The sequence below is a fragment of the Shewanella basaltis genome (assembly GCF_023283885.1).
Lineage (GTDB): Bacteria > Pseudomonadota > Gammaproteobacteria > Enterobacterales > Shewanellaceae > Shewanella > Shewanella basaltis.
Genome location: NZ_JAKILA010000031.1, coordinates 1 through 25527, shown reverse-complemented (window position 1 = coordinate 25527; position 25527 = coordinate 1). Strand labels below are relative to the sequence as shown.

Here is a 25527-nt window from a genome sequence, read left to right as displayed (position 1 = left end):
ACAGAATCCCTGCCTAATGATGGTAAATTAGCCTATGCAACTATCTGACCCGCAAATACTGCATGATCATCTTAAGTTACTTTACCGTAGTGCTTTACCCGGTATTGCAATTACCTTGGTCGCATCAGCTGGGCTAGCATTTGGATTTGAAGATCATTCTGGCAAGCATTATAAATTACTGTGGTGGTTAAGCTTATCTGCACTGCTTGTTTGCCGCTCAGTGGATACCTATTTGTGGTTTAAGCGCACCAATAATGGGGCGATTAGTCGCATTAGTGATTTATATCGATTTAGCTCAGGCGTATTATTAACAGCCGTGTTTTGGGCTTTTTACTGTTTATTCATTTACGATAAAGCTCAGATTACCGAACTATTTACCGCCTTGGTCACTGTGTCGGCGATGGCTGGCGGGGCTGCAACAATACTCTCTGGGCACAAGCGCTTATCGCAAATCTATACCTTATTATTGGTACTGCCTATCTCTTTGCAAATCATTTATAGCGGTAATGATGCTTACCTGCTTTTAGGCATGTTAGGAATAGCCTACGCGTTTGTGATGTTTTCGGTTGCACAAACAGCAGCCCAGTTTACTGAACATTCTATTATGCTGCGTAACGAGCATACTGTTTTGCTCAAAACCATGGAGGAAATAGTTGAGCAACGTACCGAAAAAATAATCGAGCTAAGCCAGCGAGATCCCCTTACCCAGTTGTTAAATCGACGTGCCTTTATCGAACGAGCCGACCAACACTTGGCACAAACAGACCCCGACAATCAATACGCGATTTTCTTTCTTGATTTAGATGGTTTTAAGCAAGCAAATGATAGCTTTGGTCATGGCGTGGGTGATGAGGTATTAAGCCAGGTTGCGCAGCGAATTGAGACAGCTTGTCAGCATGGCGAAATCATTTGTCGCTGGGGCGGTGACGAGTTCATTATTTTGGCTCACCAAACCAAAGATTACCGCTTTGAAGAATTAGCCATCATGCTTAAAAAGCAAATCAACCTCCCGATTGTTACCGCTCAACATGTTATTAACATGGATTGCTCAATTGGTGTAGCCAAATACCCAGAACATGGCCAATCACTGTCTGACTTAATCAGTTTAGCTGACCTATCTATGTATAGCCGTAAAGGTACTAGCAATGACGATTTTGTGATGTTTAGTGACGAGCTAGAGCAAAAAATAAAACGCGAAATCTATTTAAGCAAAGCCATTATGCAAGCGGTAGAAAAAAACCAATTGCGGCTTGTGTTTCAGCCGATTATTCAATCCAATTCGGGCGAAATTGCATCGGTTGAAGCCTTGCTAAGATGGGATTTTGAAGGTGCTATGGTGTCACCTGATACATTTATACCGTTAGCAGAAAAAAATGGGGCAATTAAAGACATTGGTTATTGGGTCATGAATGAAGCGGTGCAAAAATTAGCACAACTGCAAACACACCATGGTGCTATCAAGATGTCCGTTAATGTGTCGGTGATACAATTTGAAGACATCTATTTTGTAGACAAGGTATATGACATTGTTGTGCAACATAATGTGTCACCGAGTGATCTGCATATTGAAATCACAGAATCGGTATTTTCCAAAAACAAACTCGCATTGATCAGTATGGTTAAGGCATTTCAAACGCTAGGTTTTTTAATCTCGATTGATGATTTTGGTACCGGGTATTCATCGCTATCCGCTATCCAAGATTTGCATGTAAACATCGTTAAAATTGATCGTTCATTTGTTATTAATCTCCACCTTAAGGGAATTGATATTGTTAAAGCGGTAATGGTGATGTCTCACGGGCTAAATTACCGTATCGTGGCTGAGGGCGTTGAAACACGTCAGCAGGCAAGTACATTAACAACATTAGGTATTCATTACTTACAAGGTTATTTGTTCGACAAGCCACTGGAATTTGACGTACTGCTAGACCGACTAATGCAGCAAAGTAATCAACAACAAGCACCCACTTTACTGTACTCTGCAAACTCATAATCGCGACACTTAGCCTAGTTTTTGCAGCAAATGGTTATTGCCTAAATCAATGATAACAGTGCATTATGAATGCCTAATAAGATGAATAACTAGCACAGCAAAACCGTTGATTTAACAGAGGGATGAATGTTAACCGATCCAATATTTTGGCTTGTCGCCATACCAGCGGTACTGATTACCGGCATCTCTAAATCTGGCTTTGCTGGTGGCGCAGGAGGGTTAACAGTACCGTTACTCGCCTTGGCCATAAGCCCTGCTGCTGCTGCCGCTGTAATGCTGCCGTTATTGGTTTACATGGACTTTTTAAGTGTCCGTTCCTGGTGGAATAAACAAAGTAGTCAGCAATTACTTATTTTATTGCCCGCGGCAATGATTGGTATTGTGGTGGCTTATTTATTATTTGATCAGCTCAATGAGCAATATTTACGCGGTATTTTAGGCATTATTTCGTTAGGTTTTGGGATTTATGGCTTAACATTTGGCGAGTGGTCACAGCGTAAACCGTCTGCCTTCATTGGCCGAATATGCGGCACGCTTGCTGGGTTTACCAGCTTTGTAGCCCATGCTGGAGGGCCTCCACTCAATGCCTATTTAATTCCGCTGCGACTAGCCAAAACGCAATACTTGGGTACTGCGGTAATGTTTTTTGCCGTTGTGAATGTCGTTAAACTCATTCCATACTCGATGCTGGGACAAATCAATCTGGGCAATTTAACAGTGTCGGCAATACTGGCTCCCATTGCTTGGATTGGAGTCAAACTGGGTTTGCGGATCCAGGATAAATTTAATGAGAAGCAATTTAAACAGGTTATTCTCAGTTTGATGATCATCGTAGGGCTGCGTCTATTGTGGACCGCGTTTATGCCATCGTAATACAAAGGATAAATAATGAGCACTGACAATCGATTTTTTTATGAACCCAGTAAAGGCCATGGCCTACCTCATAATCCATTAAATGCGATTATTGGCCCACGTCCTATTGGTTGGATTTCGTCACGTAATCGGCAAGGCCAACGAAACTTAGCGCCTTATAGTTTTTTTAACTGTTTTAACTACGACCCACCCATCATTGGTTTTGCCAGCACCGCCTGGAAAGACAGCGTGGCCAACATTGTTGAAACAGGCGAGTTTGTGTGGAACTTAACCACTCGCCGTTTAGCCGAACAAATGAACTTAACCTCTGCGCCACTACCTCGCGGCACAGACGAGTTTGAATTTGCAGGGTTAACCCCTGTTGCAGGTAATATCGTTGCGGCAGATAGAGTCGCCGAAAGCCCAGTTAACTTTGAATGCAAGTTAACACAGTGTATTCAACTTACAGATGCTAATGGTGACAAAATTGATACCTGGTTAGTGCTCGGTGAAGTGGTCGCGGTTCACATTGAAAAGCACTTACTCAGTGCTGAAGGGGTTTACCAAACGGCGTTAGCAGAGCCTGTGTTACGTGCCGGTGGCCCCTCTGCTTATTATGGGATATCAGATGAGCTGCGTTTTGACTTGCACCGCCCTACGCTATAAGTGCGAAACAATTAAGGCTACCAATGAGTAGCCTTAATTTTCTTGATAATCAACCTGAGCTCTGGTTAATCAGCTTAAATACAGGATTAGAATTGGTAATGTAAACCCAATGCTAATTGTTCAATTTCTGCATCAAGATTATCAATATAGCCATACTCGTCTATATCAAGATCGCCTTTGCTTATATCAAAACTGACACGAAGATTAAGGTTTTCAGTTAATGCTGCGTTTAAGCCTATGCCGTACGTAAAACCAATGCCAGAAGCAGTAAAGTCATCATAATAACTCTCAACAACAACTGCCATTGATGCGATACCCACCTTAGCAAATACCGAAAACGTCTCATTAATTCGTGCAGTAAATGTTGGGGTAAAGGTCAGTGCTCCAACAGCGGCATCAATAGAATCTTCACCAATATCTGCAGCAAACAGGTTACTTTCTAAACCAAACCAATCATTGAACTGATAGCCACCGTATATCCCAAAACCGGTCGCATCGGTAGAATCATTAACGTCATCAGAACTCAGCTCAGTTTTGTTAATTGCACCACCAAGATAAAAGCCGCTGTCATCTGATGTTGATAAGTTTGTATCAAGGTTGGCAAAAGCTGGAGTAGCTAACACAGCGCACAAGGTTGCGGCTAAAAGAGAGGTTTTGTACATCATTGTTCCTTAATGATATTAATAAATAAAAAGCGCGGCATAATAGCATGGAAACAACAGATGTAAGCAACTCATAATATTATCTTTTTTCATTAATATTATTGACTGTATTGAAAGTGAGGAACACGCTAATATTATTTAGCATCGCCCCCCTTCTCTGCCCCACATTAGGCTTGTCATTTGCTATACTTTGGCTAAGTTGATAACCAAGAGCCCGTATTGAACAAGCCAAATGCCACTGTGCCAGAGCCTATTTTACAGCGCCTAACTCAGGCGATTGGTGCAAGTAACATAAACCGTATTGAACAGATTCAACCTCTTTGGGGAGGATATGGCCAACTTTTTAGAGCCTATGTTAATAACGGGCCATACTCTTCTGTGATTGTAAAATACATCCGCTTACCACAACCCACCGCCCATCCGCGCGGTTGGAATACCCCCATATCACATCAACGTAAATTGCGCTCATACCAAGTTGAGGTGAATTGGTATAAAAACTACGCCAATGCACATTTACAGCAAGCATTAAGCCCTTTGCCTCATTGCCTGCATGTCGAACAGTACACTGATCAGACCTTACTGGTACTGCAAGACTTACACACCATTGGCTTTACCCAGACAAGCACAACAGCAACGCCCTGCATCATTAGGGCCTGTTTAACTTGGCTGGGGCATTTTCATGCTAAATATATGTCAGTTGAGCCAACAGGACTTTGGCCCGTTGGCACTTATTGGCATCTAGATACTCGCCCTGATGAATATGCCGCATTAACCGATAGCCCACTAAAATCTGCAGCTCACCACATTGATCTGACGTTAAAACAGTGTCCATTTCAAACACTGGTCCATGGCGATGCCAAGCTGGCCAATTTTTGTTTTAGCAAAGATAATCGGGCGGCTGCGGTTGATTTTCAATATATAGGCCAAGGTTGTGGCATGAAAGATGTCATCATGCTACTGAGCAGCGTCTTAAATTACCAAGAACCAGAAGCTGTGATTAATGCTTACGTTGAACATTATTTTACCGCTTTAACTCAAGGGTTAATTGCATGTCATCCAAACATTAACCCCCTAGATGTACAGCAAGCGTGGCAGCCATTGTATTGTGTTGCATGGGCTGACTTTCAGCGGTTTATTAAAGGCTGGAGTGTTGAACACGTTAAAATCAATACTTACACCGAATCGCTTACTGCATTAGCCCTGCACCAGCTCGCTTGTACCACTTAAGCTTATATTTGGCACGGTAAAATCTGCACGTTATTTGCTGATTTATTGACCACTCAGGCCACAATGCCAGCTTGTCATTGGCAAAGGCCAATATTGCCGTCTACAGTTGAATAATACGTTATTTTTAGCATCCATCTCGTTAGCACGCTCGCGCTTGTTAGGCTGTGTATCGCCGACACCAACTCAATAAGAAGACGGCCTATGGAAAGTCCATTTACATACATTTTAATCACCTTATTTTTTTCGAGTATTTTGCTGTCGATTATCTTTTTCATGACATGGCAAACCATGGGGAGACAAAAATACGCCTTGATGTTTTCGTTATCATTTTTGGCGTCAACCATGTTGTGGGCTAACACTATTTTTAAAAGTGTATTATTTTCCCATAACCTCTATTGGATGATTGGCTGTAGCATATCGATGCTGTCTGTTGTTCTTGGAACTTGGGGACATTGCTTGCGCACTCAACACCCCATCCCACCTTGGATATTGCTGAGCTTGGGTGTGCTAGGCATTGCCCTAACTTACTATTTTACCTATATAAATCCCTTTATAGGCTTGCAAATGTCGGTGTATTTATACATTGATTCAATATTTTTACTCGTCACCAGCTTTGTGATAATCAAACACCGAAAAAAATCTCGCCCTGCCGAGATAGGTGCTTCCATCATGCACTTTGTATTTGCGCTTTGTTTATTTACCGCGGCCAGCATTGCCTTAGCTCAAGGCAGAGCCATGGATATAGAACTCATTAAACTGTATTCCGTTGTTAATTTTACCGCATTACCTACTGCCTATGTGGGCATGTCGGTATTTGTAATTTATATGCTGGCCTCAGACTTAGCAGAAGAAATGAAACAACTGGCCATGACAGATTTACTCACCAACTGCTTAAATCGCCGCGGGTTTTATATTCATGCCAAACAACAAATGCTTGAACTGCAAAAGCAAGGGCAACACATTTGTTTAATTTATTGGGATATTGATAAATTTAAAGCCATTAATGATCAATATGGTCATGCTGGCGGCGATAAGGTACTGATTTATATTAGCAACATGATTAAACAGAATATAAAAAAAGATGATCTGCTAGGGCGCATGGGAGGCGAAGAGTTTGTCATATTAATTGGACGCGGCAGTTATGACGATGCAAAAAGCGTCGCAGAGCGGTTAAGAACAATGATAAATGACACACCAATTCCATTTGGCGAATGGCACATTAAGGTTACCGCCAGTTTTGGCGTGGTTGAATTGGCCGAAAAAAACATTACCGTAGAGCAAGCAATTGATCTTGCCGATAATGCCTTATACCAAGCTAAAAGTAGCGGCAGAAACAAAGTCGTATTTAGTTAACCCTATGCCACTCATTCTCTAGCGTCTGTTGATCTTTCAAGGTTAGCAGCCCAAGCACATTTATGCGTCGTTTACCTCAATGCGTATATTGTCACTTAAGGTTTCGAGTTGCGAAATAAGCAACGCCACAGTGACATTTTGCGGCAACCTGAGTGAGAGCTTTGCACTGTAAACGGTTTTACCTAAACTAGTCACTTGCACCCGGTAACATTCTTGATGATCGACACTGATCTCCAGGTCATTTAATATTTCGTTCATATCATGAGTTAACCCAGAACGATCATTGCAATCTAAGGTCAGTTTGCATTCTGTCGATAATGGAATACTTTCTTGTGCATAATCAGCGTACACAAAAGTGAGTTCGGCAAATTGCTGCTCTAACGCCTGTTTGAGTGCGACTTCTTTGTCTACATCAATCATCACGCGCATCATGGCGACAAATTGCCCATCAAGCTTAATCACTTTACTGGTTTCCCAGCTGGCGCCCATTGCACGGCTCACTTGAGCCAATGATTGCAGTAAATTAGGTTTTAATGTGCCCAACACGGTAGTAATAAACTTATGCTGCATAATATCTCCATTGAGAACTCATCCTCATTACAGATTATCTATCACGCCACACGCCGTCTGTGCACTGGCACACAATTCGTACAAAACATGATTAAATGCCAAGTTTGCTAGCATCAGCAAATTATACAGGCCAATGTAACCAAGTTCACACAACAGCAGTAATAACGCCCAGTAAGCTTGATGTCATCTGCGACTTTACAGGTCTATTTTTGACATACATCACAATAATGACCGCGATTGAAGTTACATCACCTGCGGCAAAATCAGTTTTTATCTATATGAATTTAAAAGTCTTTTTATCACAGAGCGTTAGGGTTAACAGTTGGTACAGCTAAATAAACCATAAAACATTGATTTTAAAGTATTTTTATTTTTAGCAGATTAATTTGCCTACACGCTTGTGGATATTGCTACCCGAGTAAGGTTTCTCTAAAATGCGCGCCTTGCCCAATCTGGGTATTGATTCACTTTTAAGCGGCCAAAATAAGCTGTTGAACTGTCCATAAGGGAACACCATGTCTACAAAATTTGCAAATCCGGCGCCATTAGGCTTAATGGGCTTTGGCATGACCACCATACTGCTAAATATTCATAATGCCGGCTACTTTCCAATTGATTCGATGATCCTCGCTATGGGGATTTTCTACGGCGGGATTGGCCAGGTTATTGTTGGTATGATGTGTTTTATGCGTGGTGACACCTTTGGGACAACTGCATTTACTTCATATGGCTTATTTTGGCTAACCTTAGTCGGGCTGATTTTAATGCCTAATATGGGAATTGCCGCCAGCCCAGCACACTTTATGGGATGGTATTTAACCCTTTGGGGCACCTTTACTGCCTTTATGTTTGTAGGATCGTTACGTTACCCGCGCGCTAAGCAATTTGTATTTGCCTCCTTGACGGTGTTATTTTTCTTACTGGCTGCACGTGACTTTACCGGTAATGAGCTCATTGGCACTATCGCAGGCTTTGAAGGAATAATTTGTGGTGCAAGCGCTATTTACTTTGCCATGGCACAAGTGCTTAATGCTGAGTATGGACGAACAATATTGCCCATAGGCGAATTACCCACAACTAGCTTAACCGCTCAAACTCAGCCACCAGCAGTTGCCAGTGAACCTATCACCTTACATTCGGTTAACGCATAACGCGAACCAATAGCAACTGAGCAAAGCCGGTGTTGTCGCTCCGGCTTTTATCCCCAACCCATTATCCCTATCAATTCGCATTTCCTGTGCATTAATGTACTAAACGGCACCCACATACCGTATTACTGGGCTGGAATAGCACAATGGCATAATCTTTAGTGTCATCACGCTCAAGCACCTGGACACTCAGCGAATGCTGGCCATTTTTGTTTAAATGTATGCCACTAATGTACGATAAATACTCATAATGTTCTGGTTTTTCTTGGCCTTTAAGGCCGACATTTTCTTGCTTAGTGGTTACGGCAATATCAAACATTTGCCGCTGTGTATCGACTTTATTCACCTTACCTGCCATTGATATGGTTCCTGCCGAATTTCCCTGTAAATCATAGTAACGATAGTTAATTTGCGCTAAACCATCTTTAGAGACTAAATCAACCAGTAAATAGTGCTCGCTATCAGCGACACCCACTTCATGATTAAATAATTCGGAGCTGCAACTGAGCATAAAGTTCGCAGGTTTAGCGCTGAGCGAATATATCATCGCCATACAACCCAATAAGCTCACGAGCACCACAATATTAATGACCCACAACCCTTTTCTTGTCATTGATTTGTCTCCTGCGCCTGAGCCGCTAGGGGTGTTCGGCCATTTGAAGTGCTGCAAATGTTTAACTGTGCTAACCATTGCGGAGTTACAAATTGCTTAGGTTGACGTAAATCACTAATTTTTAAATTACGGATAAGAGATTGACCATAATGATCGCCTCTAAGGGTGATATTAAGCACTTGTTTGTCGTGAGATAACGATAAAAAAACGCGGCTCCATATAGTGACAGAACATAACTGCAACCCTTGAATAAACTGCTGACTTTGCTCTACTAGGAGTTCGTTATTGGTTTTTGAAGGAGAATATAAAACCAACTCCACTTGCTGCCCAGAAGCTAATGGGACGGTTTCTAAACTCAATGGCTGTGCAGGGATAATCGCTTCACTGCTCTGGTTAAACCACCATAGGCTTGCCATCAGAATGCCAGCTAAACCTGTGACCACCAGTAAAGCAAATACTAAAGGTTTTGATATGTTCACCCCAGGGTTATCGGGTGCTTTACGGGCTCGGTGATGCCTGAGTAAATAACCTTGCCCCTTAACGGTTTCAATTAAGGTTTCGTATTGCGGCCCAAGAAACGAGCGCAAGGTAAAAATAGCCCGAGCAACAGAAGCTGAACTAAAATGTGAATCGTCGTCATGCCCTGACTCTAATAAAGGTTTGGCAACCACTTTACCTTGGTATTCGACCAATAATGTCAGTACACGGAGCTCTGCTCGAGGCAGATGCCACACGACACCGGTTTCTTGATTAATCAACTCCCCTTTGCTGATATCAAACCTACAATGGCCCAATTGCATTGTTGACCGCCTCACTATACGACTCGAATTACGACGATTAAAGTGTATGCATAAAATCTGATGAATACTGTGATCCTGTTATCTAAGCGTTTTATTCCTTATTAAAAGTAGGTGATTAAATTTACATTCTTGTTAATCCGTGAACAAGATCACAGGGTTTCATGATATTAAAATGCCAAGTTAACGCGCTAAATATGCATAAATACAATAAATAATGAGACTCACATCACAATGACTCATATTGTTAAGCAATATTGCCATGACAAACCAAAGACGACTGCCAAAAAATAGCCGATGTTTACCCCACCATTTTTATCGGCTTTGAATCACATTTTTAATAACACCATGACTTATTGTTAAGCCATACCGTTGCTAAGACGTTTTTAAGCAACGCACCACTCCCTAATGGGAATAATAAAATAACAATGAGTAAAGGGTGATTATTATGAGCATAAATAGACGCCAGGCTTTAACACAAATTATTGGTATTAGCACTGCCGCTGCTGGGGCGACCTTATTAGGCACTTCTGCTTTTGCAGCCACAGACGCCGACGGTAACTACCGTTTGGCCCTAGGTGAAAAATTAAAATATGCACCACTTGATGCCATGCAAACAGCAAAACTTGCTTATGAAACCGGCGGGGGTTGTATGCACCAGGTATTTCACGCCATTGTCACCATGTTGGCCACATCAACCAGTGTTGATGCCTCTAAATTTGCCACAATCCCTACCGCATTGGCGGGTTATGGCTGGGCTGGTGTTGTCGGCCAAGGCACCTTATGCGGTAACCTTAATGCAGCGGGTATGCTAATTAATATTCTTGATGATATTAATGAGCAAAACAGTGCCATTATTGGCGCCTCGTTTCGCTACTACGAAACGGAAGACTTACCATTATCGTCAGATGAATTTATTGCAGGGATAGGTTCTACTGCAGAAAAATCACTCGAGGTGGGTGCCACATCAATTGCCAATAGCCCTTTGTGCCACTCATCAATTAGTAACTGGTCTGCGGCATCAGGCAAACCATTTGCATTAAAAGGTGAGCGCTGCAAACGTCTGTCTGCCAGCATGGCTTACTACATTGTTGACCTGCTCAACCGCGCTTATGGCGGTGAAGACATCTCAGCCTTAGCCATTACAAAACCATCTACTGAGGCGCAAGCGTGTCAATCTTGCCACGGTGTCAGTTCTACTATGGGCCCAGCGGCAAGCGTTAAAACCGACATGGAATGCACCACGTGCCATACAGGGCATTTTAATTAAGGAGCGCACCATGAAGATCAAATATCTTAGCGCCATTTTGGCCAGTAGCTTGCTCATTTTTGGCTGTGGTAGTGATAACGATGATGAAGACATCGTTGTAGTTGAGCCACCAGTAGTCGTTGTACCGCCCGTAGTAGTTGATGAAGCCGTTGATGTTGATGACGCGACCGCCATCACAATGCAACTTAATTCATTTAATGCCACTTCAGGTGCATTAACCTTTACCCTAACCGATGCGCAGGGCAATGCCATCACAAATGCCAATGATTATGACATAGTGTATTTTGGGTACCCCGACCCAGCATCACCGTCAATTAAACCTAAAGCGTGGAAACACTGGCATGTTACCCAACGTTTTCAATGCGACCAAACTGACAGCGACAATTGTGTTGGTTTGCTGCAAGAAACACAAACACTAGGACAATACACCTTTGATGCTACCGGCTTAGACCTAGAAAGCAAAGCCGCTGCTGGCGCGGTTGAAGTGTTTAAAGTGGCTGTACAAATTCATGGTTCTAATGCCAGCAATGACATCACCCTGATTGCAGCAGACGAATGATGACTTCCCCCATCCGAGTGAGGGTTATAACTAACCTCAACTCTGGATAAGAGATGTATTGATAACGATATAAATCAATAGATTGACTAAAATCCACTGTCAAGCTTGTGATTTGCTTTGCTAACAAGGCGAATTAACGCGTCAATAGCTAGCCTATTGCAAGTTAATTCAACGCAGTGAGGAAGGTAAAGGACTGCTTGAAAGGCGTTTGTTATCCAGAGCTGAGGTTAACTAGTTCCCCCTTTACTCGGTAATGGCCTCAAGCCGCAGGGTCGATGCTGCGGCGTCTTTTTTAAATAAAAAACTAACAAAAAGGGCCTCATTCAATGAAGCCCTTTTCTATTTACGTATACACCCAATCAATTAACGTAACTGCTGCATTAAATAGGCATATACCATCGAAATTAACTCAGCGGCTTGGGTATTGTCAGCTGCCCCCGCATGACCACCTTCTATGTTTTCGTAGTAAAGCACATCTATGCCCATGTCTTCCATTTTAGCCACCATTTTACGAGCATGCGCGGGATGCACGCGATCATCACGGGTTGAAGTGGTAAAGAACACTTTAGGATATTTAACACCCTGCTTTAAGTTGTGATAAGGCGAGTAAGTGTTAATGTATTGCCACTCATTTTCAATGTCGGGATTACCGTATTCGCCCATCCAGCTGGCACCCGCCAACAGCTTGTTGTAACGCTTCATGTCGAGTAACGGCACCTGGCACACTACAGCGTTGTATAAATCTGGACGGCGAGTAAATGCTGCGCCCATTAACAAACCACCGTTGCTGCCGCCTTGAATACCTAAATGCTGGCTTGTGGTAATTTTGCGGGCAATTAAGTCCTCTGCAATGGCCTCAAAATCTTCAAACGCTTTATGACGATTCTGTTTTAATGCTGCCTGATGCCAAGCGGGGCCGTATTCACCGCCACCACGAATATTGGCAAGCACGTACACACCACCTTGCTCTAACCAGTTTTTACCCACAGTAGCCGAATACGCGGGTAATCTTGACACCTCAAAACCACCATAAGCGTATAGCAAGGTAGGGTTGCTACCGTCTAACTTGATGTCTTTTGCCATCACCACAAAATAAGGCACTTTAGTGCCGTCTTTTGACTTAACAAAGTATTGCTTGGTTTCAAACTTATCAGCGGCAAACTGCTGCGGCATGCCTTTGACTTTTTCAGCGTTTAATGTTGCACCGTCAACACGATACAAGGTTGAAGGTTCTAAAAAGCTAGTGTAATCAACAAAAAAGTCATCGCTGTCACGCTGTACATCAAACACACTTAACGTGCCATTTGCCTCAAATGGCGCGGTCTTGCTAACCCACTCGCCTTTATCATTTTGGGTATAACGTACCAGTTTACTTTTTACATCGTCTAGCCAGGTCACCCATATCGCACTTTGGCTAAAGTTAATTTGTGAAATAAATGACGTCGCGGTGGGCGATACAAACTCACTAAACTCAGGCTTTTGAGCAATGAGTTTATCGACCGGAGTCGATACGACAGCACCTTGTTTAAAAGTGCCCTTAGCTGTCACTAACTCGCTTTTTAGTTCAATGTATAACTGACCTTTAAAGTAGCCTTTAATGTCTGCATCTTCAGGAATAGCTAACGACACAAGCTTGTCGTTTTGATAAACATAATGCTTTGCGGTGTAAAAGGTTAAGCTTTCTGTAATCAAGTTTAACGGTGTTTTATCATCAAAAATAACGTAACCCGATGACGCAACAGATGTTTTATCGCCTTTAAATACTGTTTTAGCCTCAGATAACGGGGTGCCGCGTTTCCATAATTTGACAATGCTTGGGTAACCCGAATCCGTCATGCTTTGGCCATCACCAAAGTCAGTGCCGACAAATACAGTGTCTTTATCTATCCAGCTCACTCTCGATTTGGCTTCACTGACAAAAAATGGCTGCTGGGTCTTATCAACAAAGGTTTTTGTGGTTAAATCAAATTCGCGTACTTCTGCTGCGTCAGCGCCACCGCGTGATAACGACACTAAACAGCGCTCATTTTGTGGGTATTGGCAGTTCATGCCTTTATATACCCAATTAACCCCCTCGGCTTTACCTAGAGCATCGATATCTAACACGGTTTCCCATTTAGGCTCTGCTTTTGCGTATTCTTCAAGTGTGGTGCGGCGATAAATACCGCGAGTATGGGTTTCGTCTTTCCAAAAATTGTAAACATAGTCGCCTGTGCGGCTAGCATAAGGAATTCGTGCTTTGTTGTTAAGAATATCAAGGCTATTGGCCACTAAGGTATCAAAGCCTTTATAACTTTTGATGTGAGTGGCAGACACCTCATTTTGCTGCTTAACCCATGCCATAGGCTTAGTGCCTTCAACATCTTCTAACCAAATAAATTTATCTTCTTCTGCTTGAATAGGTGTTGCCATTGTCATCGCACTCGCTACGCATACAGGTATGATTCGCTTAAGCATCTAATTATCCTTTTAGTTGTTTGCTTGCGTTTTATAAAACGTATTACCACTTTATAGAATTTATTCAGATGTTCAATCGATAAGCTGCTACAAACTGTTACAGGCCTTTGTCAGGGAAAATAATGCCAAATATCACGTCTATAGAGGTATAATGCTGTGGCAATTATTCTTCTGTGTATCTTTACCATCAATACAAGCACCAATACGAGCATCATCATGGCTAAAACGGCAGCGGCACTACATATTTTAGTAAAACATCAAACTCAAGCTGAAGACATTATTAAGCAGCTCAACAAAGGGGCTAAGTTTGATGTATTAGCCAAAAAACACTCGAGCTGTCCTTCCGCTAAAAATGGTGGCAATTTGGGGGAGTTTAAAAAAGGCCAAATGGTACCGCAGTTCGATAAAGTCTGTTTTAACGGTGAACTCATTACCCCGCATTTGGTTAAAACCAAATTTGGCTGGCACGTCGTAAAAGTGCTTTATCGCACTTAGCGCATCATTAATTTTTAAGCCCGCAGACGACAGTGAGCGCCAATAAAGGCCCACTGTCATGGACATTTAAGATCGGTATTATTGACGCAGCTTGATGTACAACTCGCCATCACGAATTTGAATATCGTCAACACCATCGGCAAAGGCATTCCAAAAGCCTCTATCGCCAAACTCACTCACCAAATTGACGTTTTTCATATTGCCAAGCCACGCATTAGGGAGCGGCACCCCCATTAAGCTCACGCCCACGAGTGCCACAACCGGGCGTCTGTTGGCATCTAGGCGAATATCTAACCCAGTATTGACCCGTAAAATCTCACCTGCCATAACCGGAAAGTCATGTGGTATAGGGATAAGCATAGTCGCACTTGCTAAGTTATTAGAGAAATCAATGGCCACGCGCTTGGCAAAATCGGGGTTGCGGCCAATCATGGCGTTGACTTCTTTTTCACTAAAGGTCACTTGTCGATCGGCGTCGTATTCACGATAAGCTTGAGGCGTTAGCTCGCCATTGTCATTAATGGGGTTGTCATTGATAGAAGTGCGATGCTTAAGTGCATTGCTAGCATGAGTCGAATTGCTTGGTGCGCGAGCGCTCGAGTCAAGCTGCCAACCAAGCTGGGTTAACTTATTATCCAGCTGTTGCTCCTCTTTGGCATTTAAGGTCACCGGTGTCATTGGCGAGGGGAAAATATAAGTACGAATAACAAAAAATGTCAGGCCAATAGTGATCAACACGGTCACGAATATAATCAGCAAAAGGGTTATACCCGATGCACCAGTGTGTTTATAGCGTGAAGCTAACGAGTGATTGGATAATGCTCGCATTAACCCCTCCTTTTGTTATTTTGGGTTCCATAGTACTTCCCCATGAAACTAAACGGCAAATAAAACACTCATTTACTGCCATGTAGCAAACCTATATGTTGGCCCTATACCAGTATAAGTCGTTAAGCCAGTTAACAATTGTATAAAATTTGAGTTACAAACAAAGCGGGGTGTATTACAGTATATCCATCTAAAGTATGCCAACTGGCTTATTGAGTAAAATAAAGGATTATTTTAAATGCAGTTACCCATTCGCACCACGTTAATGCCAATAATGATTGGTACTAGTCTTCTACTCGCAGCATGTGGCGGTGGGGGCTCATCTAACAGTGATAATGACAATACCTCTGGCTCAACCACTCCCCAATGGGTAGAGGGCACATTTGCCAACTACTCAACGCTAGCCAATCAATGTAGTGCACCGCTGACACAAAAACTATGGTTACGCTCTTGGAGCAATGACACCTACTTATGGTATGACGAAATCATTGACCGCGACCCCGCACCATACAGTGTGGCTGAGTATTTTGACCTGTTAAAAACCAATGAATTGTCTGACACAGGTAACGAAAAAGATAACTTTCACTTTTCGATGTCGACCGAAGAATGGGAATTATTAAACGGCTCTGGTGCCTCGGTTGGATACGGTATGGAGTTGAGCTTACGCCAAGCCTCTGCTGGGGTGAGTCGACAAGTTACCGTAGCCTATAACGAACCTAATAGCCCAGCAAGTATTGCTGGTGTGAGTCGCGGCGCGATTATTGTGTCTGTCGATGGTGTTAATGTGGCTAATGCTAACGATAGCGCCAGTATTGATACGCTTAATGCTGGTTTATTTCCCAGTGTCAGTGGCAAGCAGACGGTATTTGTGGTGCGAGACTTAAACGCACAAACCGATCGCAGTGTTACCTTAACGGCAAAAACGGTGGTATCGACCCCAGTACAAAACACTAAAACCATTACGACCGCCAACGGCAAAGTGGGCTATTTACAATTTAATTCGCACATCGCCACAGCTGAAAAAGGTTTATATGATGCGATGACCACACTAAGCAATGCGCAAGTTGATGATTTAGTAATAGATATACGCTATAACGGCGGCGGATTATTAGCCATTGCAAGTCAATTAGCTTACATGGTTGCCGGTGAAGCTGCGACAGCAAATCATGTCTTTGAGCGCACAAGCTTTAACGACAAATACCCCAACACCGATCCAGTGACTGGCCAGGCGCTCACGCCAATGCCCTTTATCCCTGAGTCAATTGGGTTTAATACGTCATTATTGAGAAGCGGCGTGTCATTACCCACACTCAACCTTAATCGTGTTTTTGTGCTCACAACCCCTGGGACCTGTTCTGCCAGCGAAGCGTTAATGAATGCATTGCGTGGTATTGATATTGAAGTTATTCAGTTAGGTGACACAACATGCGGTAAGCCTTATGGCTTTTACCCAACGGACAACTGCGACACCACTTACTTTACCATCCAATTTAAAGGCGTAAATGACAAAGGCTTTGGCGAGTATTCAGATGGGTTTGTGCCATCAACAAACCCGACAGTCGATAGCGAAGTACCCGGCTGTATGCTAGATGATGACCTTACCCATGCGTTAGGTGATAGCAACGAAAGACTGCTTAGCGCAGCGTTGTATTATCGTGATAACAACCGCTGCCCTGTCACGGCAACGGCTATCGCACGTGCACCGGTTAAAAATACCTTTATTGACCCAGGTTTTATGTTGCAAGACACCCGCAATCAAAATGTGTTGTTAAACAACCGCATTTTAATGCCACAGGCTTTGGGGCAATAATGCTAAAACCACTCATAGGGCTTATTGGTATTGGGCTTATCAGCGGTTGTGTGGCGACAGCAAGCGAGGTTAAGTCCTCGCCTCAAGCTGCGACAATCATGGGGCCAAATGCGCAAACTCACGCCGAGTTACAGCAAGCAATAGCCAGCTTGTTAGGGGTTAGTCGTGTTGTGATTAGCGACAACGCCTTTACGCAATATAGCCAAGAAGTGATTGAGCGCGCACCGCACAAAGATACCAACGGGTTATTAATAATGGGCCGCAGCACAGACATACCTGATGCGATTCAATTATTAAAACAAGGTGATACTTGCCTGTTACGCCATGTGCAAAGCGGTAACACAGCAAACTTATCGCAAGTACGTTGTCAGCTTGAAGATGCTCAATAGCAGCGCATTGAGTGTTTTGCTATAAGCAAATAAACCAAAAGGCCAGAGCATATTTCAATATGCTCGGCCTTGTTATACCCAATAAGTGATCAGACATTGCGAAAAATCGCTCAGAACAAAGCAGAAATTGCAGCGACGTCGTTGTTCTACCCTCTACATTTCTAACAACGTTATAAGCGATGTTAACCAGTAAGCACGACCACCTTTTTGTGCTGATTATTATTATGGATAAATTTATTTTATCGCCAACTCAATACACCCTATATCACTGCGGTGTAACCCACCTCAGAGAGCTTGCCCTCAACAGGCTAAAACGTGATAAAATCTCCCCCTACTCACTTCAACCACACAAGGTAACGCAATGAATCCGATTATTGCCATCTTAAAAGAACACCAGGTCACTGACGCTCAAATTAACGAGCTTTTCCAGGCATTAACTGAAAATCCATTTGCTGCAATGGCAACCATTGGCCAATTAGGTATTCCAGCAGAAAAGCTGCAACAGTTAATGGCCCTAGTAATGCAAAACCCTGCATTAATCAAAGAAGCCGTTGTAGAGCTGGGGTTAGATTTCTCAAAAGTTGAAGCGGCAAAAGCGCAATTGCAGCAATAGTTTTTATGCTCGGTGCCCAATAGAGAAAAAACGGCCAGAATCTTAGATTCTGGCCGTTTTTTTAATGTTGTTTTTGCAGCAGAAATCAACATTTCCTGGGGCCTAGCAACTTACATCATTGGTACTTTATAAGGCATGGCACCTAAGTAGTCTTTTTTGCCTACCTCAACACCATTGTGGCGCAAAATGGCATACGCTGTCGTGATATGAAAATAAAGGTTTGGAACCGCATGCTCAATAGCAAATTCATAGCCCGTTAGATATTTGCCTTCCCAGCGTGGCTGAGACACATGCACGCTGTCAGCATGACCAAAATCGGCCTCGCTAAATCCGTCAAGGTAAGTCAGTACAGAGGCAATGCGCTGGCGTAATTCGTCTAGTGTCGTTTCGCTATCATCGTGCTTGGGTACTGTGTCCATATTACCCGTTAAACGTGCCACACCTATTTTTGCTGTGTCGCACGCAATTTGCACCTGACGAATAAGATTAAATTGATCAGGGGCTAGGCGAGAATTTAATAGCACTGCCATGTCGACTTTTTTCAGTGCGGCAAAAGCTTCAGCTTTATCAAGAATATGGGTTAAATTATTTAGCATTTTGCTAAATTGCACTACCGTTAGATCGTAAAGCATGACAAATCCCTCAATGAAGCTGCACATACTGCAGCGTGTTAGTCGTAACCAGCTTATTGCAACAAGATGAACCTATTTTCAAGCTCATGCAACACATTACTCCGCCAAATACAGTGAGTGTTTACAATAACGCCCGTAACGTATTGAGGGCATCAACCGAAAAGCCCTGATCATAAAAGTAAATCACTTTACCTTGTGCATCTAATAACACAACCCGAGCATTATTGGGGTTTTCGTTGCCAGTAAAAGCTTGTACTTGCTCACCGTCTTGATACACAGTCACAACGCCTTTCCAAAGTGGCTTTGGAATACCAGAGCGCATACCATTGTCGATTAAGGTGCTGAACATTCGCGGAAATAACCCCTGAATGGTTGGCACTTCATAAACGGGCACCTTGGTTTGTGTCATATCAAGACCGATTAACCAACGGTCAATGTCAAATTGCGAATCTTGCTTGTAGCCAATGAGCAACAATGAAACTGCACCGTTCAAGTCCTGTGGCAGTTGCATTGGTTGTTGCGCTAACGTTTGGCCAGACACAGAAGGAAACACCTGGCCTGTAATGGCCTGGTTTGGATAACTGATGCTACACGCACTCAACATCAGCAAAGCGACACTCACAAGAATAAAACGCATGATAACCCCCTTAGGTAAAAAATAGTCGTCTGTATCACTTGGACCATTATCCAAAGCTCAGCTTATATACGTCTCTCACCAGTAAAAAGAGTGTCAATTGACTCTTATTGATTAAAATAAGTGTAGGTCACTCACCTTAGGTCTGAGCATCATAATGATATCTGAACGCCCCTCATGCGCGTTGACAATGATCGACAAACAAAATAATAGCCTACATTGTACTATTTATGATGAAATGACTGATTGTAAACTATGATCTTTTTACTATGCGTCGTGAGAGATGTATCGACACGCAAGAGACATGTTAGTTTGTTGAAACAGTGTTTATATCAAACTTAATATGGCGTTTAATCAAGATATCTTCATCGATATTTCATGTTAAACAATCCTAACAGGCCTGCTTATCGTTAACGTTCGCGTTTTGTACACACAAACAGGGCATTACCCGATGCTAAACCCCACGGGATGATCCTGTCGTAATCGTGTTCAAATATTTGCACGTCAAAATACGGTGCCAGCAATGCTTGTAGCTCAGTAAAGCTTGTAGCGACCATGGAATGAGAGTCTTGCCACAGCTGTGTGGCGTTAAACTGAGTTTTAGCAATGCTCAAATTAAGTGCTTGCATCTCACCCACACCGCTGTAATGCCAACCCGACTCAAACACAAACTGGCTGTCTTCAAAATCGGCACTGTGACGTACTAACGCCTTATTATTAATCTTGTGCTTGTCGACCGAGTTAAAACAAAATAAGCCGCCAGCATTTAACGCGTTATGCACGCTAGCGATACAGGCTTTTAGCGCTTCGATACCTTGTGAGTAATGGATGGAATACAAAAAACAAGTGATTAAATCCAGTTTTTGTTCAACATAAAATTCAGTCATGTTTTGCAAACTAAATTGCGCTTCTGGGCAACGACGCATAGCAATATCAAGCATAGGTTGATTGATATCTAGTCCGCTACTGTGAAAGCCTAAGTCGATAAAATGCCTCACATGCGGCCCTGTGCCACAGGCCAAATCTAAGTGTTGTTTACCACTATTGCCTAAAATCTGGTGCAACCGAGCCACACTGTTGCTTTGCTGCTGATAGTTGATATCGCAGCACATTAAATCGTAATAACCAGATAAGTCGGTATAAAGGGCGTTAGTAGACATAAAATGCAATCAAAAACAGGCTAAATTTGGGGGTGGCGCATCATATATCAATTACCCCAATGGAGACATCATTAATCTCTCCCTACTCGCAAAAATCTACCAAGGGTGTAAACAGCTTAACCAACAACAACGCCGGTAATGGGTAAGATTAACAATGATATTACCCACTTAAGGCCAGAATCCCCACCGCGATCACACATTTGTAATACAATATTATTGTAGTATTCTGATAATCTATTTTACGCCATGATCCTGAGGAACAATTCAATGAGAAAGATCCACCTGAGTTTGTTAACCGCCAGTATGATTGCCGGCTCTGCCGCCGCATCGATTGAACTTGATACCGCCAAACACTTCAATCTTGTCCCAACCAATGCGCCGTCACAAAACTTCGACCTATCTAAATGGAAAATTACCTTACCGGAACTCTCTAGCGAAAAAGCAGGTAAAGCACTAGAAATAGACAAGCAACAACTGAGCAATACTCAAACGCCTTACTCCCATCCACAGTGGTTTTATACCGATAAAAACACCGGTGCATTAGTGTTTGTTGCACCCAATGAAGCCCCAACCACACCAAACAGTAAAAATACCCGTAGCGAACTACGTGCCATGCTGGCCGATAAATACGATGAACCTAAAAACAATTTTGTTGTGGCATCGCACCCTAATGCCAGTCAGTACGGCGCAATTGGCGGACAATTAAAGGCCACCTTATCAGTCGATCAGGTCAGTACCAGCGGTAATGACAAAAAGAATGGCGCATATGCTGTGGTCATTGGTCAAATACATGGCTCAGATAACGAACCACTTAAAATTGTTTACCGTAAATTGCCTGAACATGAATATGGCTCTTTAGCTTGGAGTTACGAGTTAAACCCAGAGCCAAAATTACAAGATGCTCTCGACAGTAATGGCAAAAAACTACGTCAAGATATTCGTCACAATGTGTTCGGTAAATACAACTTGCGTAAAGGGGCTAGCGATCCAAAAGACGGCATTAAATTAGGCGAAATATTCGCTTATGAAGTGAATGTTGAAGGCGACAATATGACACTGACATTCACTAAAAACCCTGGCAGCGACAAGCCGATAGTCAAAACCTTTGACATCAATCTAGCCCAGGGAAATTACCAAGGTCACAAGGTCGATCTAGGGTACAAAAATGATTGGATGTACTACAAAGCTGGCGTATACAACCAATGTAATACCAACAAAAGCAGCTCAGATTGCCAATGGCGCGGTATGCAAGCTGGCGACTATGCCCAGGCCAGCTTTTATCAACTTGAGCTAAATCAGTAAACGACTATGTAATTGCAAACAATAAGCCTGCTCATTAGCAGGCTTATTGTTTAACTTGCCCAATATGACAGTGCTGCACACAAAACTTATCGAACCCATCGCATTAACTCATTGGCATCAATTACTGCTAATTGTCTTTTGGTTAGGTTTCCTGCTGGATCAAATAACAATAACTCGGTTAACTGGGCATTATGCTTACTAATAAACGCCTCGCCCTCTGGTGTGGCAATTCTGGCAAGTAAAAAATGCACATTATCACCAAGATGATCGCGCGCTTCATTCATTTGCTCAGTTTGAGTGATGCTCGACACAAGATTAGGATCGTAAACAAACACAACAGCGGGTTTCCCCGTACCTATTAGCTCAAGGTCGGAGGTAAACCCCTTAGGCATTTGCGTAACGAGTAGGCTAAACAATAGCACGATTGCGGCAATGATACCGATAGCAACCCAGGGGGCTTTTCGCTTGGTGTTTGACTTTGCTTTATCCATAATGAACCGTCTCTGTGTTAAAATTAATATTCACACTCAATCAACGCAGTGTAACCAATGAACCTGAGATTGAGATTAAAAAATTACCCACACAAACGAGTTGGTGCTTTAGGTAATAATAACGTTTACTCTGCCACTTCGTAGTTAAATTATGCGCTAGTGCAATACACTCAGCAGCATGCAAGGGGCAAAATGACAGATTATCTAGCTTGCCATAATATGTCAGCACAGTTAAAGTTCATCATCTTATTGTTTAGCAGTAAATAGCTTTATCGATTTTTAGCGTATTTTATCTGAAGGTTAACTATTTTTATGGAAAAAATTTTTGAAAAGTTGATGTATGCATCACGCTGGATCATGGCGCCTATTTATCTGGGGTTAAGCTTGGTCTTACTTGCCTTAGGCATAAAGTTCTTCCAAGAGATCTTTCACATCATGCCGATTATTTTCACCATTGCAGAAGTTGATTTAGTGCTCATCACCCTGTCACTTATCGACATCACCTTAGTTGGGGGCTTACTGATTATGGTGATGTTTTCAGGTTACGAAAACTTTGTATCACAGCTTGATGTGGGCGAAAACAGTGACAAACTCAGCTGGCTAGGCAAGATGGATGCCGGATCGCTAAAAAACAAAGTCGCCGCGTCTATCGTCGCCATTTCATCCATTCACTTACTCAAAGTTTTTATGAATGCCGAAAACATCGAAAACGACAAAATCATGTGGTATTTACTCATCCATATCACCTTTGTGTTATCAGCCTTCGCCATGGGATATCTGGATAAAATTACCCGTAAGTAACCTGAGATCGGGATAATAAACGCCTTTCAAACAGTCCTTTGCCCTGTTAACTGTGTTGAATCGACTTGCAATAGGCTAGCTATTGACGCGTCCATTCGCCTTGTTAGCAGAACAAATGACAAGCTTGAAAGTGAGAAAGGGTAACATGTTGATTTTAAATAGCATAAGTTCATCCCTTATCCCGAACTCAGGTTAAGTAACCAGTCATACCCAAATAAAAAGCCCTGATACATAACAGCATCAGGGCTTTTTATTGACTATCATAACGTTAGTCCAAAGTGTACATTGCTACACTATGCGATTATTGAGTCATTGGACGGTTAAATGTAACCACTACAAACAGTGAAATTGTCCCCAGTAGATTCATGAGCATCAATGCCTAAAATATCGAACACGACAAAATCATGTGGTACTTACTATCCACATCACCATTGTGTTATCGGCCTACTCGATGGGAGATTTGGACAAAATTACTCGCAAGTAGTGTTCCGTATCCTCTAGAGGACAGTACAGAATGACAAAACCCCGACACAATTAAGCATTGAGGCTTTTAAGCTTTACAGAAGTTGAAACTTTTAGCCGTTAGATCAGTGAGTAGTTTGTGCTGGATAAATTCACTACGTTACTACTGAAAAGGCAACGCAGTAAAAATCATAAATAAATGAAAATAAATTGTAACCATCCCTTATATCGATCATATTTTGAGAGAGTTTTCCTCATTTAATCGCTCATACATCTTGGGCGGTAGATCGTTCAGTGATTCATCAACTGATATGAACGAGCAAGTAACGCAGTGATCAGTGGCTTAAAGGCATCAAAGGATGCTTAAATTTATGAAGTGGCATCACTCAATATTTTATTTAATAATCTCAGGTCACCTAAATACCCTTGAATGTTTGCATTGACCCATTCATCTTTCGAGATATCAGGCCAATTAACACTCAGCTCAAAATAGAAAAAGAGCTCTTCAAAAAAGAATCTTTGCGTTCTTCCATTTCCCTCTCTAAATGGATGAATAATGTTCAGTTCACAAAAGATATCGGTGATTTCTGCAATTAGTTCATGTTTTGAATCGAATCGTTCCAATAATACGATTCGAGAGAATTGTTTGTTCGCTTCAGCCTCAATTCTTGAACATGTACAAAAACGCGTATCACCCTTAGAAATATCCACGGTTCGAATATCACCAGCCCAATAGTAGATATCTTGAAATAGGTGCTTATGCAGGCTTTGTAGATGTTTTAGGTTAAAGTCTTGTAACGAGGTAATTGTTGAAGAGTATTGACTATATCGAGTTGCAGTAAAGGCTAATTCGGCTTCGGCGAGATTGCCATAGTCCTGAATATTAAGTTTGTTTTGAAGTACTTCCGAGTCAGGGTAACAGTAACTGTCGTGGCTTACCCCGTATTTATCGCGCATACTTGAGTTTCAAATCATCAATCGATTTTCCGGCATTTTCTTTCTTCATAGATAAACCTTCATAGCGAGAGCTCATTTCAAAATTGCTCATTTTCGGCGTGAACACTCGAGCGTTATTAGGTGTTTTATCTTTTGTTGAATTTGCCATTATATCCTCCGCGATAACGCTTATATTATAACCTAGTTCAGCCTACTCTTCTATATAACCCAGTCTTTATCCATGAGATAAACGCCCTTAACAAAAAGCCCCGATACTATTAAGTATCAGGGCTTTTTTAGGTATTGCTCTTAGTTAACTAAGAGCAATGGCCTATGGGTTAGACTTTTTTGCGTAGGATAAATCGTTTAGTACAAGGCGCTGTGAACGTAGCATACGTTTTGTGTATGTGAGCGAGCAGCAACGCCGTAATCAACGCTTTAAACCAGCAAAAAAACAAAAAGCCCCAACACTGTTAAGCATCGGGGCTTTCACTATTCTTTTACAAGAAGTTTGGCTTTAAGCTGTTAGGCTTTAGACCAGCATACAATGTATCTAACGCAGGAAAAATCAGCTTAGAACAAGGCTTTTTGTCACGAAGCGTAGTGTTTTTCTACGTGAGTGGCAAAATAACGCAATTATCACCGATTTAGACCAGGTAGAGTATTTTTCGCAGAATAAAACGTTTAGTACAAGGTGCTTTACCACGACGTTTAGTTCTTCATAAACGAGTGGTAAAGCAACGCCGTAATCACCGATTTAGACCAGGTAGAGTATTTTTCGCAGAATAAAACGTTTAGTACAAGGCG

26 protein-coding genes are annotated in these 25527 nt (G+C 42.4%); 14 read left to right on the top strand and 12 right to left on the bottom strand.

The window, feature by feature from the left end:
- Positions 1–34: 34 nt before the first annotated feature.
- From L2703_RS17715 to L2703_RS17705, 3 genes are all read left to right on the top strand, one after another.
- Positions 35–1993: a putative bifunctional diguanylate cyclase/phosphodiesterase gene (locus L2703_RS17715; RefSeq protein WP_248972359.1), complete on the top strand. Its 1959-nt coding sequence runs from the start codon at positions 35–37 to the stop codon at positions 1991–1993.
- Positions 1994–2119: 126 nt separating this feature from the next.
- The gene (locus L2703_RS17710; protein ID WP_248972358.1) at positions 2120–2866 is read left to right on the top strand and encodes a sulfite exporter TauE/SafE family protein; all 747 of its coding nucleotides are present in this window, start codon (positions 2120–2122) and stop codon (positions 2864–2866) included.
- A 15-nt stretch (positions 2867–2881) separates the two neighbouring features.
- Positions 2882–3511 (top strand): flavin reductase family protein, encoded by a 630-nt coding sequence (locus tag L2703_RS17705; protein WP_248972357.1) that lies wholly within the window; start codon positions 2882–2884, stop codon positions 3509–3511.
- Between the two features lie 86 nt (positions 3512–3597).
- On the opposite strand, the gene L2703_RS17700 is transcribed toward L2703_RS17705, so the two are convergent.
- Positions 3598–4173: a porin family protein gene (locus L2703_RS17700; protein ID WP_248972356.1), complete on the bottom strand. Its 576-nt coding sequence runs from the start codon at positions 4171–4173 to the stop codon at positions 3598–3600.
- Between the two features lie 219 nt (positions 4174–4392).
- Between L2703_RS17700 and L2703_RS17695 the strand changes: the two genes are divergently transcribed.
- Positions 4393–5400: a phosphotransferase gene (locus L2703_RS17695; protein ID WP_248972355.1), complete on the top strand. Its 1008-nt coding sequence runs from the start codon at positions 4393–4395 to the stop codon at positions 5398–5400.
- A gap of 201 nt (positions 5401–5601) precedes the next feature.
- Entirely contained in the window at positions 5602–6753 is a 1152-nt protein-coding gene (locus tag L2703_RS17690; RefSeq protein WP_248972354.1) for a GGDEF domain-containing protein, read from the top strand.
- A gap of 60 nt (positions 6754–6813) precedes the next feature.
- Here the strand turns inward: L2703_RS17690 and L2703_RS17685 are convergent, their stop codons facing one another.
- Entirely contained in the window at positions 6814–7323 is a 510-nt protein-coding gene (locus L2703_RS17685; protein ID WP_248972353.1) for an ACT domain-containing protein, read from the bottom strand.
- A gap of 515 nt (positions 7324–7838) precedes the next feature.
- On the opposite strand from L2703_RS17685, the gene L2703_RS17680 reads away from it, so the two are divergent.
- The gene (locus tag L2703_RS17680; RefSeq protein WP_248972352.1) at positions 7839–8474 is read left to right on the top strand and encodes an acetate uptake transporter; all 636 of its coding nucleotides are present in this window, start codon (positions 7839–7841) and stop codon (positions 8472–8474) included.
- A gap of 91 nt (positions 8475–8565) precedes the next feature.
- On the opposite strand, the gene L2703_RS17675 is transcribed toward L2703_RS17680, so the two are convergent.
- The gene (locus L2703_RS17675; RefSeq protein ID WP_248972351.1) at positions 8566–9084 is read right to left on the bottom strand and encodes a hypothetical protein; all 519 of its coding nucleotides are present in this window, start codon (positions 9082–9084) and stop codon (positions 8566–8568) included.
- Complete coding sequence (locus L2703_RS17670) at positions 9081–9884, bottom strand: winged helix-turn-helix domain-containing protein (protein ID WP_248972350.1); 804 nt, start codon at positions 9882–9884, stop codon at positions 9081–9083. The genes L2703_RS17675 and L2703_RS17670 overlap by 4 nt, the downstream gene beginning before the upstream one ends.
- A gap of 445 nt (positions 9885–10329) precedes the next feature.
- Between L2703_RS17670 and L2703_RS17665 the strand changes: the two genes are divergently transcribed.
- Both L2703_RS17665 and L2703_RS17660 read left to right on the top strand, forming a co-directional pair.
- The gene (locus tag L2703_RS17665) at positions 10330–11151 is read left to right on the top strand and encodes a cytochrome c3 family protein (protein ID WP_248972349.1); all 822 of its coding nucleotides are present in this window, start codon (positions 10330–10332) and stop codon (positions 11149–11151) included.
- A 10-nt stretch (positions 11152–11161) separates the two neighbouring features.
- Complete coding sequence (locus tag L2703_RS17660; protein WP_248972348.1) at positions 11162–11710, top strand: hypothetical protein; 549 nt, start codon at positions 11162–11164, stop codon at positions 11708–11710.
- Between the two features lie 363 nt (positions 11711–12073).
- Here the strand turns inward: L2703_RS17660 and L2703_RS17655 are convergent, their stop codons facing one another.
- A complete protein-coding gene (locus L2703_RS17655) occupies positions 12074–14167 on the bottom strand; it encodes a prolyl oligopeptidase family serine peptidase (protein ID WP_248972347.1) in 2094 nt (697 codons plus the stop codon).
- Between the two features lie 186 nt (positions 14168–14353).
- Here L2703_RS17655 and L2703_RS17650 point away from each other — a divergent pair, with 186 nt between their 5' ends.
- Positions 14354–14662 carry a peptidylprolyl isomerase gene (locus L2703_RS17650; RefSeq protein ID WP_472544897.1) on the top strand — a complete coding sequence of 103 codons (309 nt, stop codon included), beginning with the start codon at positions 14354–14356 and terminating at the stop codon, positions 14660–14662.
- A gap of 78 nt (positions 14663–14740) precedes the next feature.
- On the opposite strand, the gene L2703_RS17645 is transcribed toward L2703_RS17650, so the two are convergent.
- Positions 14741–15490: an arginine N-succinyltransferase gene (locus L2703_RS17645; protein WP_248972346.1), complete on the bottom strand. Its 750-nt coding sequence runs from the start codon at positions 15488–15490 to the stop codon at positions 14741–14743.
- A 238-nt stretch (positions 15491–15728) separates the two neighbouring features.
- On the opposite strand from L2703_RS17645, the gene L2703_RS17640 reads away from it, so the two are divergent.
- The 3 genes from L2703_RS17640 (at position 15729) to L2703_RS17630 (ending at position 18302) form a co-directional block, all read left to right on the top strand.
- Positions 15729–17300 (top strand): S41 family peptidase, encoded by a 1572-nt coding sequence (locus L2703_RS17640; protein WP_248972345.1) that lies wholly within the window; start codon positions 15729–15731, stop codon positions 17298–17300.
- A complete protein-coding gene (locus L2703_RS17635) occupies positions 17300–17689 on the top strand; it encodes a hypothetical protein (RefSeq protein ID WP_248972344.1) in 390 nt (129 codons plus the stop codon). Before L2703_RS17640 ends, L2703_RS17635 begins: the two co-directional genes overlap by 1 nt.
- Before the next feature lie 361 nt (positions 17690–18050).
- Positions 18051–18302, top strand: coding sequence for a DUF2999 family protein (locus L2703_RS17630; RefSeq protein ID WP_248972343.1), 252 nt, complete (start codon positions 18051–18053; stop codon positions 18300–18302).
- Between the two features lie 110 nt (positions 18303–18412).
- Here L2703_RS17630 and L2703_RS17625 read toward each other — a convergent pair whose 3' ends face one another.
- The 3 genes from L2703_RS17625 to L2703_RS17615 all read right to left on the bottom strand — a co-directional run bounded on the left by L2703_RS17625 (position 18413) and on the right by L2703_RS17615 (position 20728).
- On the bottom strand, positions 18413–18934 hold the full coding sequence (locus L2703_RS17625; protein WP_248972342.1) for a DUF1993 domain-containing protein: 522 nt from the start codon (positions 18932–18934) through the stop codon (positions 18413–18415).
- 121 nt (positions 18935–19055) lie between these two features.
- Positions 19056–19574: a Slp family lipoprotein gene (locus L2703_RS17620; RefSeq protein ID WP_248972373.1), complete on the bottom strand. Its 519-nt coding sequence runs from the start codon at positions 19572–19574 to the stop codon at positions 19056–19058.
- Between the two features lie 404 nt (positions 19575–19978).
- Complete coding sequence (locus L2703_RS17615; RefSeq protein ID WP_248972341.1) at positions 19979–20728, bottom strand: class I SAM-dependent DNA methyltransferase; 750 nt, start codon at positions 20726–20728, stop codon at positions 19979–19981.
- Positions 20729–20995: 267 nt separating this feature from the next.
- On the opposite strand from L2703_RS17615, the gene L2703_RS17610 reads away from it, so the two are divergent.
- A complete protein-coding gene (locus tag L2703_RS17610; RefSeq protein ID WP_248972340.1) occupies positions 20996–22030 on the top strand; it encodes a polysaccharide lyase family 7 protein in 1035 nt (344 codons plus the stop codon).
- An 86-nt stretch (positions 22031–22116) separates the two neighbouring features.
- Here L2703_RS17610 and L2703_RS17605 read toward each other — a convergent pair whose 3' ends face one another.
- A complete protein-coding gene (locus tag L2703_RS17605) occupies positions 22117–22521 on the bottom strand; it encodes a hypothetical protein (RefSeq protein WP_248972339.1) in 405 nt (134 codons plus the stop codon).
- Positions 22522–22833: 312 nt separating this feature from the next.
- Between L2703_RS17605 and L2703_RS17600 the strand changes: the two genes are divergently transcribed.
- Entirely contained in the window at positions 22834–23322 is a 489-nt protein-coding gene (locus L2703_RS17600; RefSeq protein WP_248972338.1) for a TIGR00645 family protein, read from the top strand.
- 831 nt (positions 23323–24153) lie between these two features.
- On the opposite strand, the gene L2703_RS17595 is transcribed toward L2703_RS17600, so the two are convergent.
- Both L2703_RS17595 and L2703_RS17590 read right to left on the bottom strand, forming a co-directional pair.
- On the bottom strand, positions 24154–24741 hold the full coding sequence (locus tag L2703_RS17595; RefSeq protein ID WP_248972337.1) for a Fic/DOC family protein: 588 nt from the start codon (positions 24739–24741) through the stop codon (positions 24154–24156).
- Positions 24731–24889, bottom strand: a complete 159-nt coding sequence (locus tag L2703_RS17590; RefSeq protein WP_248972336.1) for a hypothetical protein — start codon at positions 24887–24889, stop codon at positions 24731–24733. The genes L2703_RS17595 and L2703_RS17590 overlap by 11 nt, the downstream gene beginning before the upstream one ends.
- Positions 24890–25527 lie beyond the last annotated feature (638 nt).